Raw genomic sequence first — 16288 nt, forward strand, 5'->3', positions numbered from 1 at the left:
CAGCGGCAACCTGAGGGTTGGTCAGCCTTCCGGCCGCGTAGTCGGCCTCGGAAGGACTCGAGGTCGTCAGCACAAGATTGCCCCTACCCCTTCCGCCCGACCCCGCCGAACATCGCCACTTCATCAGGCACCGCGGCGATGGCACCCTCCGGCCGCCAGCGTGAGCAGGAGACCAGGCCCGGGTCAAGCAGTTCCAGGCCGTCGAAGAACCGGGCGACCTGCTCCGGGGTGCGCTGGTTCAGCTTTTCAGAGCCGCCGGGGCGTGCGTCGCTTGTCACGGGTCCCTCTCCTGAGCATCCGCCGATCGTGATCTCGCCGCTCACCCTAGATGCTCCCGGCGACGGCGGGAGCGATCACACATAGATCAACTGCCGTACAGATAAGGACGATTGGCGGTGAGCGGGAAGGGAGCGGTATCAGGTCAGACCGCGGAGGCGACCGTGGTGGCCTGCCAGGCGAAGTCGTCCGGGTCGGTGAAGGTCCCGGCGTCGCCGCCGAGTACGAGCCGGTGCGATCCGCTGCCGTCGACGGGGACACCGACATCCTTGGCAAGCGCGCGGCGCCCGTAGAGAGCCAGCTTGACCGGGCTCGACGGTGTTTCGAACTCGACGTACTTGCGGCCGAAGCTCTTCGCCACGGCGAGACCGCGGGCGACGTAGAACTGCCTGCTCGCGGCCACATCCGCGACGCCCAGCAGGAGCACGATGGTGTCGATCTGCCGGGTCGCCGGGCCTTTGTCCTTCCGCGCGGACGTGGCGACCTTCCAGATCGTCCCGTCCGGTGCCTGTACGACGCCGCCGTATCCCCACAGGGACTTCGTGACGGGCTTGAGCGGTGTGGCGCCGGCGTCGAGGGCCGTGCCGATGAGTGCCTTGACGTCGGCCGGCTGGGACACCGTGAGCGACAGCGAGAAACCACGGAAGCCGGTCGTCGGCGCCTCGGAGGCGCTCAGTCCGACCTGAGTGTCCAGGCCGAACGCGTCGGTGTAGAAGCGCTGCGCGGCCGTGGGATCGGCCACCTGGAGGGTGATGGATTCGATGGAGGTCATGGCCATCACGCTAGTTCTGGCACGGTGAGGAATGCTTCTCCATTCCTGACCGGTATCGACGGCGACGCCCTCGTCGCCACAACCGTCGCCCCGCGTTGGTACGAGCTGGGCGTCATCCCGGCCAGCTCGGTGAAGCGGGTACGGAAGACGCCCTGCGACGCGTAACCGACCAGGAAGCCGACCTCGGTGACCGTGAGGTCGCCACCGCGCAGCAACGCCTTCGCCCGCTCGACACGACGCGTCATCAAAAAGGCGTACGGCGACAGGCCGTACGCGAGCCGGAACTGCCGGCTGAGATGCCCGGCCGGCCAGTCAACTCCGCGGGCGAGCGCCACCACGTTCAGCGGCTGCGCGCACTCCCGGTCGATCCGGTCACGGACCCGGCGCAGTCGCACCAGGTCCTTCAGACGCTGCTCCTGGGCAAGCGCGCGCCCCCAGGCGGGATGACACATACGACACCTACCTTCCTGGCAACCCGCGAGCACCGGGGGCCGCAAGGGCCACCTGGCGCGGCTGGGCTCAGCGAAGCTCCTGGATGCGGACCATGTTGCCCGCGGGGTCACGGAAGGCGCAGTCGCGGATGCCGTACGGCTGCTCGGTCGGCTCCTGGACGACCTCGGCGTCGGCCGCCTGCACCTTCTCGAATGTGCCGTCGAGGTCCCGGGTGGCCAGCAGGATCCAGCCGTAGGTGCCCTTGGCCATCATCTCGGCGATGGTGCGGCGCTCGTCCTCGCTGATGCTGGGATCCGCGGCCGGCGGCGCGAGCAGGATGGACGTGCCGGGCTGGCCGACGGGGCCGACCGTGATCCAGCGCATCTTGCCCTGGCCGACGTCGCTGCGGACCTCGAAACCGAGGACGTCGCGGTAGAAGGCCAGGGAAGCGTCCGGGTCGTCGTGCGGAAGCGCGGTGGTGTGAATGGTGATGTCCATGGCCCCACGTTAGTAGCGGTCCGGCGATCTGCGCTTCTCCGATCCTGACCGGTCGGGCCGGCTGTTCACTCATCCGCTCACCCCAGTGGGGTGACGCGCCACCCACGACTCGGTGCGGCTACTGCTCCAGGCTCTTCACGTTGTCCCCGAACGTCCATCCCTTCGACCCGTCCCAGTTGATCGACCAGGTCATCAGCCCCTTGAGGCCACCGCCGTACGTGTTCCATGCCTGCGACACCAGACTCGGTGCCATGTAGCCTCCGCCCGCGCCGGGCTGGGCGGGCAGGCCGGGAACCTGCTTGTCGTAGGGGACCTTGATGGTGGTGCCCTGGACTACGAGCCCCTTGTTCAGGCAGTCGGTCTGGGCAGTGAAGCCCTGGACGGTGCCGGCCTCGTAGGAGTCGCCGGAGCAGCCGTACATGCTGCCGTTGTAGTACTGCATGTTGAGCCACCACAGGCGGCCGTTGTCGGCGTACTTCTTGATGACCGGGAGGTACGCGCCCCAGATCGAGCCGTATGTGACGCTGCCGCCGGTGACATACGCCGTCTCGGGGGCCATCGTCAGGCCGAATCCGGCGGGCATCTGGGCGAGGATGCCGTCGATGATACGAATCAAGTTGGCCTGGGATACGGAGAGTTGGCTGATGTTTCCGCTTCCGGTGAGGCCCGTCTCGATGTCGATGTCGATGCCGTCGAAGTTGTACTTCTTCAGGATCGGGACGATCGTCTCGACGAAGTGGTCCGCGACGGCGGTCGAGTTGAGGTCGATGCCCGCTGCCGCGCCGCCGATGGACATCAGGATGGTCTGACCCGAGGCCTTGGCCTGACACATCTCGGCCGGCGTCGCGACCTTCACGTTCGTGTCCATGCCGTCCTCCCACAGCGCGGTGCCGTCGGAGCGGATCACCGGGAAGGCCGCGTTGATGACGTTGTAGCCGTGCTGCGCCATCTCGGGGTTGGTGATGGGGGTCCAGCCGAACGGCGGGTGCACGCCGTTGGACGCACCGTCCCAGTTCTCCCAGTAGCCCTGGAGGACCTTGCCGGCCGGTCGCGGCTTGGTCGCGCAGGTGTCGGCGGCGGGGGCGGCGGGTGCCGCGACCAGGACGGTGGAGAGGGACGCGGCCGCCGCGAGGACGGCGCCGAGGAGACGGGACGTACGACTGCGACGGGACATGGGGGGCCTCCGCAGGATCACCGGGCGAGTGGGGGTTGGCGTGAGCACGACGCACGGTAGAGAGGTCCAGACCTTACGTCAATGGGTATGGACCAATGGGGAGTTGGGGTCGAGTTGGGGTCGATTCGCGATCGGGCCGACCGATCGGAGCTAGTAGGTCGCGCGCCGTGGCTGTGGCCGGGCCGCGCTTCCGTCGGCGATGTCGGGGCGGTCCTCGGGCGCCGAGCGCCCGGCCTGGGTCCGCAGTGCGGCGAACCCCGCGAGGACCGCGCTGCGCTTGGCGGCCGAGGTCATCCAGTCGGGCAGCCTCGGGATCATCGCCAAGGACGACGACGGACTCCCCCGCTGCCTCAGACGCGCGCCGACGTACGCGGTGAGCGCGTCGACGGGCTCGATGTCGTACGCCCACAGCAGCCGGCCCGCGCAGCGCGTCTGCAGCCACAGCGGCCTGCCGAAGAACGGCTCGGCCGGACCGCCCAGCGTCGCGCCGATGCGGGCGTTGCCGCGCCGCTCCGGCTCCCATTCGGCCGTGACCCCGCATCGCGCACAGGCCAGCCGCCTGGGCAGGAACAACAGGTCTACCGAATAGCTGAGTTGGGGCCCACCCTGGCGCGGAACGACCACGGCACGCCCGGAGCAGCGGGGGCACACCACGAGGATGCGGGCAGCGAAACGGGCCGGCATGACGCCCGCGTCGGCGTGCCGGTGCCCGGCGGCATCCATGAGGCCTCCCCTGTCTGAACGGCTTGACCTCACCGGCACGGCCCTGCTCACGGCGGCACTCGCGAGCCTCGTCCACGCTCTGACCGACGTGCCGGGGCGCGGGTGGACCGCTGGGTCTACTCTGCTTGAACTCACCAGCGGCCTGGCCTTGTTGGCGCTGCTCGTTCTGCACGAGCGCCGTGCCGCACACCCGATCCTGCCACATGCCGTGGCCCGGTCGGTTCCGCTGACCGCCCGCCAGTTGGGCTGGTCGGTACGGACGATGCGGCGCCGGAACAGCCGCCTCCACGAAGAGCTGGGCGCCGCAAACCGCTTCCAGGCGGGGTGATCGCGGCGCGCCGGGGGTGGACCTGAATTCCCGTCAGCGTAAGCCGGTTGAACGACTGGGGCCGGACACCCCCTACCTCCCGGCGGCTTCGAGGTCGTCGGAGTGTCCGGCCTGCAGGCGGGGCCACTGGGCGGTGGGGCGTCCGTCGGTGCGCATGTAGTTACCGCTGATCTGCGGCCAGCCGGCGGGCGAGTCCTCCCACGGCTCCTGCCGCCCGTACGCCGTCCGGTCCAGCAGGCTGTACGTCTGATCCATGGCCTCGACGCCGCGGCCTGTGGTCCAGTACGTCTCGAACACGCGGTCTCCCTGGCGCAGATAACACGCCAGCATGAACGGGCCACGCCCCGCCATCAGCGTGTCGATCGACTCCTCGGCCGAGTACCAGGGCACGTCCCAGCCCATGAAGTCGCGGTAGCGGACGCTCGCCTCGTACGGGCCCTGGCACAGCGTCGCGTAGGTGACGTCACGGGAGTGCAGGTAGGACAGCTCGCGGACCTGACTGTTGAAGAACGTGCAGCCCTCGCACTGGTCGGCGGCCGGGTGGCCGGCGTGCCACATCTGGAAGTACGCGATGAGCTGCGTGCGGCCCTCGAACGCGTCCAGCAGCGTGATCCGACCGGACGGGCCGGTCAGCGGGGCGCCGGCGTCCACTTCCACCATGGGCAGCCGGCGGCGGGCCGCCGCGATCGCGTCGCCTTCACGGGTGTACGCCTTCTCCCGGATCCGCAGCGCGTCCAGTTCCGCCTGGTAGGCGGCTCGGTCGACGGCCTTGGGTGCGGGTGCGCTCGTTTCGGTGCTCATGGGAACTCATCCCTTCATGTCTTTGTCCGGAGGGCTTCCGCCTCGCTCCAGAGCGTCTGTCACCCCACCGACGAAGACGGACCCCCCGGATCGACACCGGCAGAGAAAAAGTTCGCTGGATGTGCACGACGTTAGTCACAGCTCGCCGTTTCCGCTGGTCAGCTCCCGGATCCGGCGTGTCAGATAGCGGCGCCCGGCCTCCGTCGGCGCCAGTTTCACCGCTTCCTCGTACGCGTGCCTGGCCTCGGCCCTCCGGCCGGAGCGGCGGAGCAGGTCGGCCCGGGTCGCGGGCAGCAGGTGGTAGCCGTCGAGCCGCCCGGATGCGGCCAGCTCGTCGACCAGCGCCAGGCCCGCCGGGATGCCGTCCGCCATCGCGATCGCCACCGCCCGGTTCAGCTCGACCACCGGGGACGGGGCCAACCGGGCCAGCTCCGCGTACAGCCCCGCGATCTGCGGCCAGTCCGTGCTCTGTGCGTCGGGCGCGGTGGCATGACAGGCGGCGATCGCGGCCTGTACCTGGTACGGCCCACTGCGCCTCGTGGCCAGCGCCTCGTCAAGGGTCTCCACCCCCTCGGCGATCAGCGCCTGATCCCACCGGCTCCGGTCCTGCTTCTCCAGTGTGACGAGCACGCCGTCGGACGTACGGGTCGTGCGCCGCGCCTCGTGCAGCAGCATCAGGGCGAGCAGCCCGCGCGGCTCGGATTCGCCGGGCATCAGCCGGATCAGGACCCGGGACAGCCGGATCGCTTCGGCGGTCAGCGCCCGGCGGTCGTCCGCGCCCTCGTCGTCGTACCCCTCGTTGAAGATCAGGTAGAGCACAGCGAGGACGGCGGCGAGACGCTGCGGGAGCAGGTCGGCGGGTGGCACGCGGTACGGGATGCCGGCCTCGGCGATCTTGCGTTTGGCGCGGACCAGGCGCTGCGCCATCGTCGGCTCGGCCGTCAGGAAGGCGCGGGCGATCTCGGCGGTGCTCAGCCCGGCCAGCGTACGAAGGGTGAGCGCGACCCGTGCGGGGAAGGGCAGCGCCGGATGGCAGCAGGTGAAGATCAGCCGCAACCGCTCGTCCGGAATGTCCTCCACCGGCGGTTCATCGGGGTCGCGGGTGATCACGGCGAGCTGGCGCAGCTTGGCCGCACCCGCGGCGTCGCGCCGCAGCCGGTCGGTGGCGCGGTTGCGGGCGGTGGTGGTGAGCCATGCGCCGGGGCGGCGCGGCACGCCGTCGCGCGCCCAGGTCGTCAGCGCTGCGGCGAACGCGTCCTGCGCGCAGTCCTCGGCCAGGTCCCAGTCGCCCGTCGTCCCGATCAGGGTCGCGACCACCTGGCCCCACTCGTCCCGGAACGCCTCGTCGACGGCCGTCCGGACCCGGTCCTCCGGCGCGGTCATTCCCAGACCGGGCGGATCTCGACGCCGCCCCAGCGCGCGTACGGATGGCCCTCGGCGATCGCGATCGCCTCGTCCAGGTCGGCGCACTCGACGATCACGAAGCCGCCCACGAAGTCTTTGGTCTCCGCGAACGGACCGTCCGACACCAGGGTTTCGCCGTTCCGGACCCGGACCGTGGTCGCGTCCACCACCGGACGCAGCCGCGCGCCGACGAGCATGCCGCCACGCCGGTCGAGGTCCGCGAGCCAGGCCTGGTGTGTCGGGTCCGCCTCGAGCTCCTCGTTACTGGGCGAAACCTTCTCGTCGTCGCAGATAAGCAGCACGTATTTCACCCTGTTCATTCTGCCCCCGCTGCCCCCGTCGTGAGAGCTTCGCATCACGACGCAGGTACGCAGGATCAGCCCGGGCCCCAGGCTGCACGAACAGGTTCGCCGACTTCAGATCCCTGTGGCGGAGTCACGTCAGTGAGGGCAGCCGACCCGGCCCGGGCGCTGGCGGTTCCCCGGCCGGCGGATGGGATGTCAGTCCTGGTGAACGACGTTCGTGCCGGGTCCGCCGGAGAGGATGTCCGTGCCGGCTCCCCCGTACAGCTTGTCGTTGCCGCTGTTCCCGTAGATCGTGTCGTCGCCGGCTTCGCCGTACAGAACGTCGTCGCCCTTGCCGCCGTACAGGTAGTCGCTCCCGTCACCGCCGCGGATCGTGTCGTTGCCGTCACCGCCGGACAGGCTCTGCCGGTCCGCACCGCCGTAGATCATGTCGCGGCCGGCACCGCCGTCGACGGAGCTGTCCTCGCCCCTGGAGTGAATGGTGTCGTTGCCGATGCCGCCCTGCGCGACGGTGCCGTCGGCAGCGTCGATCCTGTCGTTGCCGTCACCGCCGAGCACCACCGTGACGGGCCCCACCGAGAGGTTGTCGTCACCTGCTCCACCGTCGACGCCGTTGCCCTGAACGCCGCCGGTCTCGGTCAGGGTGTCCTGGCCGTCGCCCATGTCGATCGAGGCGAAGTTGTACGTCTCGTCGGTCTGGTTCTCGTAGGCGAGGACATCGTTGCCATCACCGAGGGACAACTCAAGGGAGGCGTACGGGTCCTGGCTGTCCACCGTCGTCATCGTGCAGGTGACCTCGGTCTGGTCCGTGCTGCTCGGGTACGTGCAGCCGTCGCCCGCGCTGATCGTGACCGCGTCGTCGATGACGTACGTGATGTCAGCTCCGTTCTTCGACGCTGTGACGGTCACGTTGTTGGTCTGACCGGGGGCGGCGGTGTAGGCGACCGCACGGCCGTCGATCGCGGCGGTGGCCGTCGACGTCGCGGCAACGGCCGTACCGGCCAGCAGGACGGGACCGGTAAGCCCCGCACCGAAAGCCAGCATCACCGCCGACGCGGCGCACAGCGTATGGCGGTTTATGGGACGAGAGTGCATTGCATTGCCTCCATGAGGAGTATGTGCCTCTGACAACTACATGTGACTCCCGTGCTATTAGCTTGGTTGCGTTGCAGGTTGGCAGGAAATGCGTCTCACAGGTTCGGCAATGACGTCGGAGACGGCTATGAACTGCGGTTACCGGTAAGACGATCGGCAATTGGTCAATTCTTTCTTCAGTGGCGATCCAACTCGGGTTCACTCATTGGTCTCATCGTGTTTCTGAGCCGTCATACTTCAGCGGCGTCTGCAGTTTCGGACGACGGGCCTCCGTAAGGCTCCTCGCTCTGGCGATTGTTGGGGGTGCGCGGTGTGCGGTAGGCGCGGAGGGTGGCGTTCGTGGCTGCCACCGCCGCGACCGCCAGCGTGGCGGACAGGCCGCCGGTGACCAGGGCGAAGGGGGCGGAGGTCGCCGATGCCATCAACCCGCCCCGGAAATTGCCGAGTTCGGGGCCCGCAACGCCGATGACATGTTCCACGGAGGAGACCCTCCCCCGGTACGCGTCCGGGGTCTCCAACTGAACCAGCGCACTGCGGGTGACGACCGAGACGGTGTCGGCGGCACCGGCCACGGCCAGGCAGCCGAGGGCCGGCCACAGCGGTCCGGAGATGCCGAAGCCGGCCAGCGCCAGGCTCCAGACGGCAGCCCCGCCCAGCTGGACCAGGCCGCCGCGGCGCCAGCGGGTCACCGTGCCGGAGAGAAGGCCGGCCGTGATGCCGCCGACCGCGATGGCGGAGAGGAACAGGCCGAGGGTCTGCGGGTTCCCGCCGAAGCGGACCTCGTTCACCAGCGGGAACAGCGCGATCGGCATGGCGAGGAGCGTCGCGGACAGGTCGGTGACCATCGAGCCCCACAGTGTCGGGCGACGCAGGACGATCCGCCAACCGCCGTGCTGCGGGCGCCGCTTGGCGACAGCTGCATCCGCGCCCTCGGGCCTCATGGCCGGAAGGCGGATCACCGCGAGCATCGAGACCACCGTGGCCACCGCCTGGGCGGCGTACGCGGCAGGGAGGTCCCAGCGGGCGATGATCAGCCCGGCCAACGCGGGCCCGGCCAGCATCGCCACCTGGAAGGAGACGTTGGTCAGCGCGAGACCAGCCGCGACCTGGTCGGCCGGCAGCAGCCGGACCGGGAACGTGCGCCGGGCCGGGGCACCCAGCGCGCCACAGGCGGTCGCGGCAGCAACCAGGGCGAGCAGGAGGAACACGTTCCGGTTGCCCGCCAGGGCCTGAGTCGACAGCCCTGCGGCGACCAGCAGTTGGCCTGCCGTAGTGGCCCGCACCAGCGCCCGGCGGTCGACACTGTCGGCCAGCGTCCCGCCGATCAGCCCGAACAGCACCATCGGCAGGCCGGTGGCGAGCCCGATGGCGCCGGTGCCCACCGTGCTGCCGGTCAGGTCCCAGACCTGGGCGAGCACCGCCACGGTCGTTATCTGGCCGCCGAGTTGGGAGGCCGAGGTGCCGATCCACAAGTCGCGGAACGGTCGGCTGCGACGCAGCGGACGGGTGTCGAGGAACCGGACCCGCCCCTTCATTCCGGAGGCCCGGCGAGGTGGTGAAGGATTCGCTCCCGCATCGACCGTTGTTCCAGGGCCCGCCGCACCTCCTCGACGACGGCGGTCATCGCGTGCGGGATCTCGCCGTCCAGCTCGGCGACCGTCGCGTGCGTGGCGCGCCACTCGGCCTCCAGGAACGGCACCAGCGAACGCCCGCGCTCGGTCAGGCTGATCCGCCGGGTGCGGGCGTCGGGCCCCGGTTCGGAGGTGACCAGATCCTCCTTGCGCATGGCGGCGATGGTCTGGCTGATCGCGGAGTGCGAGCGGTTCAGGGACTCCGCGAGCTCGCGGATGGTGAGCGGTCCGGTGTGGGCCAGCCGGATCAGCGGGTACGCGAACCGCGGCCGCACCCCCTTGATGCCACGCTCGACGTAGACCTGCTCGATGTCGGCATCCATGGCCGCCAGCAGCTCGTGCAGCGAGTGCCAGGGGTCGGGCAGCGCGGTGGGGTCAGAAGATGTCACAGCACTAATATAACAGCGCTGATATAACAGCGCTCGGACGGTTGGACCGCACTGGCCCCTCAACAACGAGAGGTCCCCCGTGAACCGCGCCGCGCCTCACGTCGGCGCTTTCGTCTTCGACCTTTTCGGCGTGATCACCTCTCGTGAGGAGGCTGTCCGAGAGCCACCGTCTCGTGCTGTTGTCGAACGTCGACCACTACTACTGACAGGTCGTGTACTACTGGCAGGTCGTGTACTACTGGCAGGTCGTGCGGGCGAGCACCCGGAACTCGGGTTCTTCTCGGAGTTATTGACGTCCTGCGGCCCCGGCCTCGGCGTCGCCAAGCCGGGCGCCGAGGCCTTCCGGACCACGCGAGCGAAGCGGCCTGCACGAACCCGGAACGGTGCTTGTTCGTCGATGACACGCTGTCGAACATCGAGGCGGCCGGGGCTCTGGGCTTCCAGGCCCAGTGGTTCCCTGATCATTCCGGCCGACACGAGACCCTGCGCCATCGCACCGTCGGCCGGACGGAGCCGGGGCCGGACGCCTCGACTTGATAGGCAAGTGAGGAGTTGCCTATCATGCGGTCATGGCCGACGATCTCTTCAAAGCCTTGGCCGACCCCACCCGCCGCACCATCCTCGACGAGCTCACGGAGAAGTCCGGACAGACACTGTTCGAGATCTGCGGGCGGCTGAGCATGAAGCATCAGCTCGGCATCTCGCGCCAGGGTGTCTCCCAGCACCTCGCCGTTCTGGAGGCCGCCGGACTCGTCGAGACCAGGCGAGAGAGCCGATACAAGTTCCACGACCTGAACACGGAGCCGCTGCGGCAGATCACCGAGCGATGGCCCGTGCGCACGCCCGCACCCCACACATCAGGACCGGAGGAGAGCACCTCATGAAGATCCACCTGACCAGCGTCTTCGTCGACGACCAGGCCAAAGCCGAGCACTTCTACACCGAGATCCTCGGCTTCGTGAAGAAGCACGACGTCCCGGTCGGCCCGGAGGCCCGGTGGCTGACCGTCGTCTCGCCCGACGAACCCGGCGGCACCGAACTCCTCCTGGAGCCCGCCGGCCACCCGGCCGTCAAGCCCTACCGCGACACGCTCGTCGCGGACGGCATCCCCCTCGCCCAGTTCGCCGTCGAGGACGTACAGGCCGAGTACGAGCGCCTGAGCGGCCTCGGAGTGCCCTTCACCCAGGAGCCCCTGGAAATGGGCCCGGTCACCACGGCAGTCTTCGACGACACGTGCGGCAACCTGATCCAGATCGCAACAAATCCGGAGTAGGCGCCGGACGGCGGCGCGGGCCTGCCGCCGAACTCCCCGAAACCCTCGCCGCTGTCGCCGCTCAGACGTTAGCCCCGAACGCAACTTGCGCCCTTTGCGACCCTCCCGCTACGTTCGATCATCCGGCGCTTCGCCCCTTGCATGGAGACCTCTCCGATGTCAGAGCTGCAGATCGATGCCCTCGTCTTCGACGTACTCGGCACGCTCGTCGACGAGCCCGCCGGTATCCGCACCGGCATTCGTGAACTTGACCCGTCGCTCGCCAGCCCGGCGCAGCTCGAAGAGCTGCTTGCGATCTGGCAGCAGCACATCGACCGCGAGCAGCGGCGCATCCTCGACGGCGGGCGGCCCTACGTCACGAGCGACGCGCTCGACCTGGAAGCCGCCCGGCTCGTCGCCGACGCCGCCGGGGTCGACGACCCGACGGCTGTAGCGGCGCTGGCCCTGTCAGGTCGTCGGCTCCCGCCATGGCCCGACACTGCGTCAGGTCTCGCCCGACTCGCGGAACAGCACCCGCTGATCGGCCTCTCCAACGCGAGCCGGACGGCGCTGCTCGAAGTCAACGCCCACGCCGGCCTGCGCTGGCACCAGGCACTGTCGGCCGAGGACGCGCGGACGTACAAGCCGGATCCAGCGGTCTACCAACTGGCTGTCACCGTCTCCGGACGACCGCCGGAGCGACTGCTGATGGTCGCCACCCACGCCTGGGACCTGCGCGCGGCACAGAACGCGGGCCTGCGCACCGCCTACGTCACCCGCCCGGTCGGCGACCCGCCCACCGCGGGGGATCAATTCGATCTGTACGCCAAGGACTTGAGCGACCTGGCCGACCAAATCGACTCCGACCGCGGGAAGTGACCGTCGTCGTCACATGACGCTCGTGCGAGGGCTCACGACCGACTCCGGGTCCCCCGACGTCCATACCGTGTCGCAGGAAGTGCAGGCGAACCTGTTGGACAGGCCGTCGGTATGGCAACCGCAGCTGGGGCACTGTTCCGTCGTGAAGTAGGCGTTCACGACATCCGAGCGTGGTCGCGAAAGCCGTTGGGGCTGCCGGCAGTGCGTTCGCTTCATGGCGTCGGACGACTCCGTTGCGCACCAGTTCGATCCCGAACTCCGCGGTGATCTCGCCCGGCACGGGGCATAACTCCGGTCCCTGGCCCCGACGTTGCGTGTTCCACAGCGTGATCCTGGGTCACTCTCAACTTCTACGATCCGTCATCCCGCACGAAACGCAGATAGCGATCCGCGGAACGCCGGACCGCGGCCGCCCCGTCGGTGCTGACCACGCGCCCCCAGAAGGCTCCGTAGATGCGCTCGAAAGCGAAGGGTTCGACCAGCGCGAGCGCGCGGCGGATCGTGCTCGGGCGCTCCGGAATGAAGTTGGGGATGCTGTACATGAAGCTGACCCAGCGCCGGTCCATCACGACCATGAAGATGTCGCCGCTGAACAGCGCGCCGGCGCCCTCCGGATCGTCGGCCCAGTGCAGCACCGTGCCTCCGGCGAAGTGCGTGCCCGCATTGACCAGCGTCATGCCGGGCGCGATTTCGTGGGTGTCGCCGGTCCAGTACTCGATCACCGGATCGGGCCGCCCTACCCACTCACGGTCCGCGGCATGGACGTACACCGGCGCGTCGAAGACCTTTCCCCACTCGGTCATCACGCCGTAGAAGTGCGGATGGCTGACGGCGATCGCGTTGATCCCGCCCAAATCCTCGATCTCGGCGACGAGTTCGTCGTCGAGGTAGCCCCCGCAATCCCACAACACGTTCCCGTGCGGCGATCGGATCAGCAGTGCACGCTGGCCGACAGCCACCGACGGCTCCGCGCCCACTCCGATGACACCGGGCCCTTCCTCGACGAGCCGCCCGCGTCGGCCACCGGCGCGCAACTCACCGAGTGATGTCCACCGCTGGCCCTCCCAGCCCACGTACTGCCGCTCGTCCAGACAGACCGGGCAGTCAGCGCGCTGTGCCCCGTACTGCACACCGCACGTGCAACAGATCGGGAGTCGCAACCCCGCAACCGCCGCGACCCTCTTCGAAGAAGACACCACAACTCCCCTCTGCACATGCACGATCTACAGGAGCGATATGAGCCAGAGGAGCTCAGGAGCTAGACGAGGTCAAGCACCGCCCGCAGTGCGTTCGGGCGTCGGTCGACGGGCAGGTGGTCGACCAGATGAACGGGACACCCGAGCACCGCAGCCCCGGCGTCCGCGATGCGATCGTCGCCGACCATGAGGACCTCGCCGGGCGGCAGTCCGAGCTTGTCGCAGGCCGCTTGGAAGAGCACCGGATCCGGCTTCTGCACGCCGTGCTCGAAGGAGAGGGCGTACGCGTCGACGAGGCCGTCGACACCGTGGTCGCGGAAGACGGGCCTCAGGTCCCAGCCGATATTGCTCACCACAGCGACCGAGACGCCCCGCTCACGCAGAGCACGAAGAGTCGCCTCGGTGTCGGGATAGGGGCGCCATGCGGCGGAAGCACGGTGCCGGTCATACAGAGATTCGGCCAGCTCCGCCGACGGGAGGGCCGCCTCGCGGGCGAGAGCGGTATACGCGGCTCGGTGTTGCTCGGCGCTGAGGTCCCGTGCACGCCACAGCCCCTCGAGGTGCGACGGCAGCGCGCGAGGCGGAGCCCCTCCGGGCAGAGCCCCCGCCTCGGTCAACCGACCGGCACACGCGGCGAGTTCTTCGTCATCCATATCGAGTCCGGCCTCGGCGACAACCGCGCCCAGCCATTCCGAAACGGACTCGATACGGAAGAGGGTCCCGGAAAAGTCGAACATCACACCTTTGACCATGCCGGCGATCCTCGCCTCCCCCATCACCAGTACGCAAGCCCGGGAGCGGGCAAGGAGACGGACGACGCCGCGCCTGCGTCACGACTTCCGGTACGTCACCAGTGGCGTGGCGTCACCAAGGTTCCTGAGCTCCATCGGCCCGTCGGCAGTCGCCACCACGTACTCGGAATTGAACTCCTCGGGTGGGCAGTACGTGGTTTTCCCGCCTCCCAGGACCTTGGCTCCCCTGGGCTGTACCCGGTCCTCCCAGATGTTGATCAGGTCCATGCGGACCCTGCACGTGGGGCCCTTGAGCATCTCGACGGTGGCCGACGCGGGCACGTTGAGCTTGCTCTGCCGGAAGGTCACCTGGTGGCTGCCGTCCTCGGCGCGCCAGGTGCCGAGGAACCGCTCACCGAGCCTCTTGTACGTGGTCGCGACCTCGCCGAAGCCCTTGCCGACGCGCCAGGCGAGCGTCGTCGTGCCGGCCGATGACTTGGACGAGAACGTCGCCGACTTCCCGTCGCGGGCGATGTCGACCCGGTCCCAGCCGTCCCAGTTCTTGGCCATGTGGGTGTCCCACTTCCCCAGTCCACCGGTGCCGACGGCGGCGACGCTCTCCGTCGGAGGCTCGCCGTCCCGGCAGTACTGTCCGAAGTCGGCGCGCACGGTGACGGTGGCGCGGTATGCCTTCAGGTCGATGCCCCGGCAGGGGTCGGTCTTGGTGGCGTAGACGGTCTTCGACCCGGACCAGGGCTTGCCGACGGCGCTCCGGTGCCGTTCGAGCAGGCCCGTACCGGCCTGGTAGCGCAGGGAGACCCGGCGTCCGTCGGACAGTTCGATGACCGCCTCGTCATCGGTGTCCTTGACGACCCGCGCCGCGCCGGACGGCGCGGCCGAGGCGTCGCCCTGACAGGCCGTGATGCCGGTTGTGGCCAACAGCACGGCCCCGGCGATCCCGAAGTCACACACGCGTTGCATTTACGTCCCTCGGGCATCGAAGTAAACTCTCGGATAACTGACGCACAGCGGGCCGAAATCGTTGCACGGCTCGCTCATCTTCCGCCCCTATCTCGCTCATCTTCCGCCCCTATCTCGCTCGTCTTCCGCCCCTATCTCGCTCGTCTGCCGCCCTTGTGGCGGGGTGACGGCCGTCATCACCGCCTGCCGCCGAACTGCCAGTTGTGGACCTCGATCTCGGCGTAGAGACCCACGGTCAGAACGGCACATGCCGTGTCCGGGTCCGGCGCCCGGACCAGCGCCGCCGTACCCAGCCAGGTGGCACCGTCGTCGGACAGCAGAGGCCCGTACGCGATCAGGTCGTCCTGATCGGCGGGCACATCGAGGTCGGCAGTGTGCCCCGCGCCAAGGCCGAGCACCAGGTACCGGTTCCCTTCGGTGGGACCACCGGGGTAGTCCCACATGGTGCGCCCGAGCTTGTTGTGCCAACGGCGCAGCATCACGTCCCGGTACACGCCGGCCTGATAGCCGGGTTCGTCGAACGCGAACGCGCGTGCCGCGGCGGTGTCCGGCAGGTCGACGATGTGCACACTCCCCGTCGGCTCCTCACCGTCGCTGCTGAGCGTCGGGCCGCGAGCGATCAGCTCTTTGCCGTACTGGTCCATGTAGGACCAGTGCTCTTCCAGCAACTCACGGCGTAGCGCCAGGGAGTCGAGACGATCGCGGTGGTAGCAGAAGAACTCCATGCGCACACTCTCTACCACCACGTCCTGCGTCATCTCGCAGATGTCCTCATTCGGCCTGCGAGCACGGCCATCGGAACGGGCAGGCCGGCCGCGGCCCGGCGGTCGCCCGGACAGCACCGCCGGGCCAGGCACAGCTCGTCGTCTGTCCGTCCGGTACGCGTTATCCGAACTGGCCGGGCTGGTAGTCGCCGGCCGGCGTCTGGATGATGACGTTCCCGCGGTTGAACGCGTTGATGAGTGCGATCTGCGAGACCAGAGCCGCGAGCTGATCCTCGTCGTAGTACTTGGCGGCATTCGCCCAGACCTCGTCCGAGACACCACCGGCCGCGTCGGCAAGTCGGGTGCCCTGTTCCGTCAGCTCCAGCGCCGCGCGCTCGGCCTCGGTGTAGACCGTGGCCTCCCTCCACGCCGCAACGAGGTTGAGGCGCGTAGAGGTCTCACCGGCGGCAGCGGCGTCCTTGGTGTGCATGTCGAGGCAGCCGCCGCACCCGTTGATCTGGCTGGCGCGGATCTTCACCAGCTCCAGCGTCGCGTGCGGCACCGACGACTCGGCGAGCACCTGGTTCGCCGCGATGATGTGCTTCCAGACCTTCATGGCCGTCGGGTTGCCGAACATGTTCAAACGGGCGTTCATCGTGAACTCCTCCGTCGTTGCCGATGCCTACATCCCTATGACGAAACGGCTCCGCGCGCTGT

At 68.8% G+C, this 16288-nt stretch carries 21 protein-coding genes and 1 pseudogene; 5 read left to right on the forward strand and 17 right to left on the reverse strand.

Features of this window, described 5'->3' with window-relative positions; all coding sequences use genetic code 11:
- Positions 1-83 precede the first annotated feature (83 nt).
- From ACY0PA_RS04520 to ACY0PA_RS04545, 6 genes and pseudogenes are all read right to left on the reverse strand, one after another.
- A pseudogene (locus tag ACY0PA_RS04520) lies at positions 84-254 on the reverse strand (SAM-dependent methyltransferase); the annotation flags it as partial.
- A 167-nt stretch (positions 255-421) separates the two neighbouring features.
- Positions 422-1048: a glyoxalase gene (locus ACY0PA_RS04525; protein WP_473083447.1), complete on the reverse strand. Its 627-nt coding sequence runs from the start codon at positions 1046-1048 to the stop codon at positions 422-424.
- A 5-nt stretch (positions 1049-1053) separates the two neighbouring features.
- Entirely contained in the window at positions 1054-1500 is a 447-nt protein-coding gene (locus ACY0PA_RS04530) for a helix-turn-helix transcriptional regulator (protein WP_473083448.1), read from the reverse strand.
- 67 nt (positions 1501-1567) lie between these two features.
- A complete protein-coding gene (locus ACY0PA_RS04535) occupies positions 1568-1978 on the reverse strand; it encodes a VOC family protein (protein WP_100594364.1) in 411 nt (136 codons plus the stop codon).
- Between the two features lie 118 nt (positions 1979-2096).
- A complete protein-coding gene (locus ACY0PA_RS04540) occupies positions 2097-3152 on the reverse strand; it encodes a chitinase (RefSeq protein ID WP_473083449.1) in 1056 nt (351 codons plus the stop codon).
- A 150-nt stretch (positions 3153-3302) separates the two neighbouring features.
- Positions 3303-3875 carry a hypothetical protein gene (locus ACY0PA_RS04545; protein ID WP_473083450.1) on the reverse strand — a complete coding sequence of 191 codons (573 nt, stop codon included), beginning with the start codon at positions 3873-3875 and terminating at the stop codon, positions 3303-3305.
- Here ACY0PA_RS04545 and ACY0PA_RS04550 point away from each other — a divergent pair.
- Entirely contained in the window at positions 3874-4203 is a 330-nt protein-coding gene (locus ACY0PA_RS04550; RefSeq protein WP_473083451.1) for a hypothetical protein, read from the forward strand. The two genes, ACY0PA_RS04545 and ACY0PA_RS04550, sit on opposite strands and share 2 nt — an antisense overlap.
- Before the next feature lie 72 nt (positions 4204-4275).
- Here the strand turns inward: ACY0PA_RS04550 and ACY0PA_RS04555 are convergent, their stop codons facing one another.
- From ACY0PA_RS04555 to ACY0PA_RS04580, 6 genes are all read right to left on the reverse strand, one after another.
- The gene (locus tag ACY0PA_RS04555) at positions 4276-5004 is read right to left on the reverse strand and encodes a DUF899 family protein (protein ID WP_473083452.1); all 729 of its coding nucleotides are present in this window, start codon (positions 5002-5004) and stop codon (positions 4276-4278) included.
- A 135-nt stretch (positions 5005-5139) separates the two neighbouring features.
- Positions 5140-6387 (reverse strand): RNA polymerase sigma factor, encoded by a 1248-nt coding sequence (locus ACY0PA_RS04560; RefSeq protein ID WP_473083453.1) that lies wholly within the window; start codon positions 6385-6387, stop codon positions 5140-5142.
- Complete coding sequence (locus ACY0PA_RS04565) at positions 6384-6719, reverse strand: YciI family protein (RefSeq protein WP_473083454.1); 336 nt, start codon at positions 6717-6719, stop codon at positions 6384-6386. The genes ACY0PA_RS04560 and ACY0PA_RS04565 overlap by 4 nt, the downstream gene beginning before the upstream one ends.
- A 189-nt stretch (positions 6720-6908) precedes the next feature.
- Positions 6909-7808: a calcium-binding protein gene (locus ACY0PA_RS04570; RefSeq protein ID WP_473083455.1), complete on the reverse strand. Its 900-nt coding sequence runs from the start codon at positions 7806-7808 to the stop codon at positions 6909-6911.
- A 230-nt stretch (positions 7809-8038) separates the two neighbouring features.
- Positions 8039-9343, reverse strand: a complete 1305-nt coding sequence (locus tag ACY0PA_RS04575) for an MFS transporter (protein WP_473083456.1) — start codon at positions 9341-9343, stop codon at positions 8039-8041.
- Positions 9340-9828 (reverse strand): MarR family winged helix-turn-helix transcriptional regulator, encoded by a 489-nt coding sequence (locus ACY0PA_RS04580; RefSeq protein WP_473083457.1) that lies wholly within the window; start codon positions 9826-9828, stop codon positions 9340-9342. Before ACY0PA_RS04580 ends, ACY0PA_RS04575 begins: the two co-directional genes overlap by 4 nt.
- 387 nt (positions 9829-10215) lie before the next feature.
- Here ACY0PA_RS04580 and ACY0PA_RS04585 point away from each other — a divergent pair, with 387 nt between their 5' ends.
- From ACY0PA_RS04585 to ACY0PA_RS04600, 4 genes are all read left to right on the forward strand, one after another.
- Positions 10216-10365, forward strand: a complete 150-nt coding sequence (locus tag ACY0PA_RS04585) for a hypothetical protein (protein WP_473083458.1) — start codon at positions 10216-10218, stop codon at positions 10363-10365.
- 32 nt (positions 10366-10397) lie between these two features.
- Positions 10398-10712 carry an ArsR/SmtB family transcription factor gene (locus ACY0PA_RS04590; protein ID WP_473083459.1) on the forward strand — a complete coding sequence of 105 codons (315 nt, stop codon included), beginning with the start codon at positions 10398-10400 and terminating at the stop codon, positions 10710-10712.
- Positions 10709-11101 (forward strand): VOC family protein, encoded by a 393-nt coding sequence (locus tag ACY0PA_RS04595; protein ID WP_473083460.1) that lies wholly within the window; start codon positions 10709-10711, stop codon positions 11099-11101. Before ACY0PA_RS04590 ends, ACY0PA_RS04595 begins: the two co-directional genes overlap by 4 nt.
- A gap of 156 nt (positions 11102-11257) precedes the next feature.
- The gene (locus ACY0PA_RS04600; RefSeq protein ID WP_473083461.1) at positions 11258-11959 is read left to right on the forward strand and encodes a haloacid dehalogenase type II; all 702 of its coding nucleotides are present in this window, start codon (positions 11258-11260) and stop codon (positions 11957-11959) included.
- A 350-nt stretch (positions 11960-12309) separates the two neighbouring features.
- On the opposite strand, the gene ACY0PA_RS04605 is transcribed toward ACY0PA_RS04600, so the two are convergent.
- The 5 genes from ACY0PA_RS04605 to ACY0PA_RS04625 form a co-directional block, all read right to left on the reverse strand.
- Positions 12310-12918, reverse strand: a complete 609-nt coding sequence (locus ACY0PA_RS04605; protein ID WP_473083462.1) for an MBL fold metallo-hydrolase — start codon at positions 12916-12918, stop codon at positions 12310-12312.
- 299 nt (positions 12919-13217) lie between these two features.
- Entirely contained in the window at positions 13218-13907 is a 690-nt protein-coding gene (locus ACY0PA_RS04610) for an HAD family hydrolase (RefSeq protein ID WP_473083463.1), read from the reverse strand.
- A gap of 78 nt (positions 13908-13985) precedes the next feature.
- Positions 13986-14867, reverse strand: a complete 882-nt coding sequence (locus ACY0PA_RS04615; protein ID WP_473083464.1) for a hypothetical protein — start codon at positions 14865-14867, stop codon at positions 13986-13988.
- Between the two features lie 176 nt (positions 14868-15043).
- Positions 15044-15592, reverse strand: a complete 549-nt coding sequence (locus ACY0PA_RS04620; protein WP_473086233.1) for a YciI family protein — start codon at positions 15590-15592, stop codon at positions 15044-15046.
- 160 nt (positions 15593-15752) lie between these two features.
- Positions 15753-16226, reverse strand: a complete 474-nt coding sequence (locus ACY0PA_RS04625) for a carboxymuconolactone decarboxylase family protein (protein WP_100594389.1) — start codon at positions 16224-16226, stop codon at positions 15753-15755.
- Between the last annotated feature and the right edge of the window lie 62 nt (positions 16227-16288).

This window comes from Streptomyces sp. DS1-CR2 (assembly GCF_055760475.1).

Bases quoted from the DNA above. Each gene is read 5' to 3' on its own strand.
- ACY0PA_RS04535 (WP_100594364.1), bottom strand. From the start codon at position 1,978: ATGGACATCACCATTCACACCACCGCGCTTCCGCACGACGACCCGGAC.
- ACY0PA_RS04575 (WP_473083456.1), bottom strand. From the start codon at position 9,343: ATGAAGGGGCGGGTCCGGTTCCTCGACACCCGTCCGCTGCGTCGCAGC.
- ACY0PA_RS04540 (WP_473083449.1), bottom strand. From the start codon at position 3,152: ATGTCCCGTCGCAGTCGTACGTCCCGTCTCCTCGGCGCCGTCCTCGCG.
- ACY0PA_RS04620 (WP_473086233.1), bottom strand. From the start codon at position 15,592: ATGGAGTTCTTCTGCTACCACCGCGATCGTCTCGACTCCCTGGCGCTA.
- ACY0PA_RS04525 (WP_473083447.1), bottom strand. From the start codon at position 1,048: ATGACCTCCATCGAATCCATCACCCTCCAGGTGGCCGATCCCACGGCC.
- ACY0PA_RS04595 (WP_473083460.1), top strand. From the start codon at position 10,709: ATGAAGATCCACCTGACCAGCGTCTTCGTCGACGACCAGGCCAAAGCC.
- ACY0PA_RS04590 (WP_473083459.1), top strand. From the start codon at position 10,398: ATGGCCGACGATCTCTTCAAAGCCTTGGCCGACCCCACCCGCCGCACC.
- ACY0PA_RS04560 (WP_473083453.1), bottom strand. From the start codon at position 6,387: ATGACCGCGCCGGAGGACCGGGTCCGGACGGCCGTCGACGAGGCGTTC.
- ACY0PA_RS04555 (WP_473083452.1), bottom strand. From the start codon at position 5,004: ATGAGCACCGAAACGAGCGCACCCGCACCCAAGGCCGTCGACCGAGCC.
- ACY0PA_RS04600 (WP_473083461.1), top strand. From the start codon at position 11,258: ATGTCAGAGCTGCAGATCGATGCCCTCGTCTTCGACGTACTCGGCACG.
- ACY0PA_RS04625 (WP_100594389.1), bottom strand. From the start codon at position 16,226: ATGAACGCCCGTTTGAACATGTTCGGCAACCCGACGGCCATGAAGGTC.
- ACY0PA_RS04610 (WP_473083463.1), bottom strand. From the start codon at position 13,907: ATGGTCAAAGGTGTGATGTTCGACTTTTCCGGGACCCTCTTCCGTATC.
- ACY0PA_RS04615 (WP_473083464.1), bottom strand. From the start codon at position 14,867: ATGCAACGCGTGTGTGACTTCGGGATCGCCGGGGCCGTGCTGTTGGCC.
- ACY0PA_RS04530 (WP_473083448.1), bottom strand. From the start codon at position 1,500: ATGTGTCATCCCGCCTGGGGGCGCGCGCTTGCCCAGGAGCAGCGTCTG.
- ACY0PA_RS04545 (WP_473083450.1), bottom strand. From the start codon at position 3,875: ATGGATGCCGCCGGGCACCGGCACGCCGACGCGGGCGTCATGCCGGCC.
- ACY0PA_RS04570 (WP_473083455.1), bottom strand. From the start codon at position 7,808: ATGCACTCTCGTCCCATAAACCGCCATACGCTGTGCGCCGCGTCGGCG.
- ACY0PA_RS04550 (WP_473083451.1), top strand. From the start codon at position 3,874: ATGAGGCCTCCCCTGTCTGAACGGCTTGACCTCACCGGCACGGCCCTG.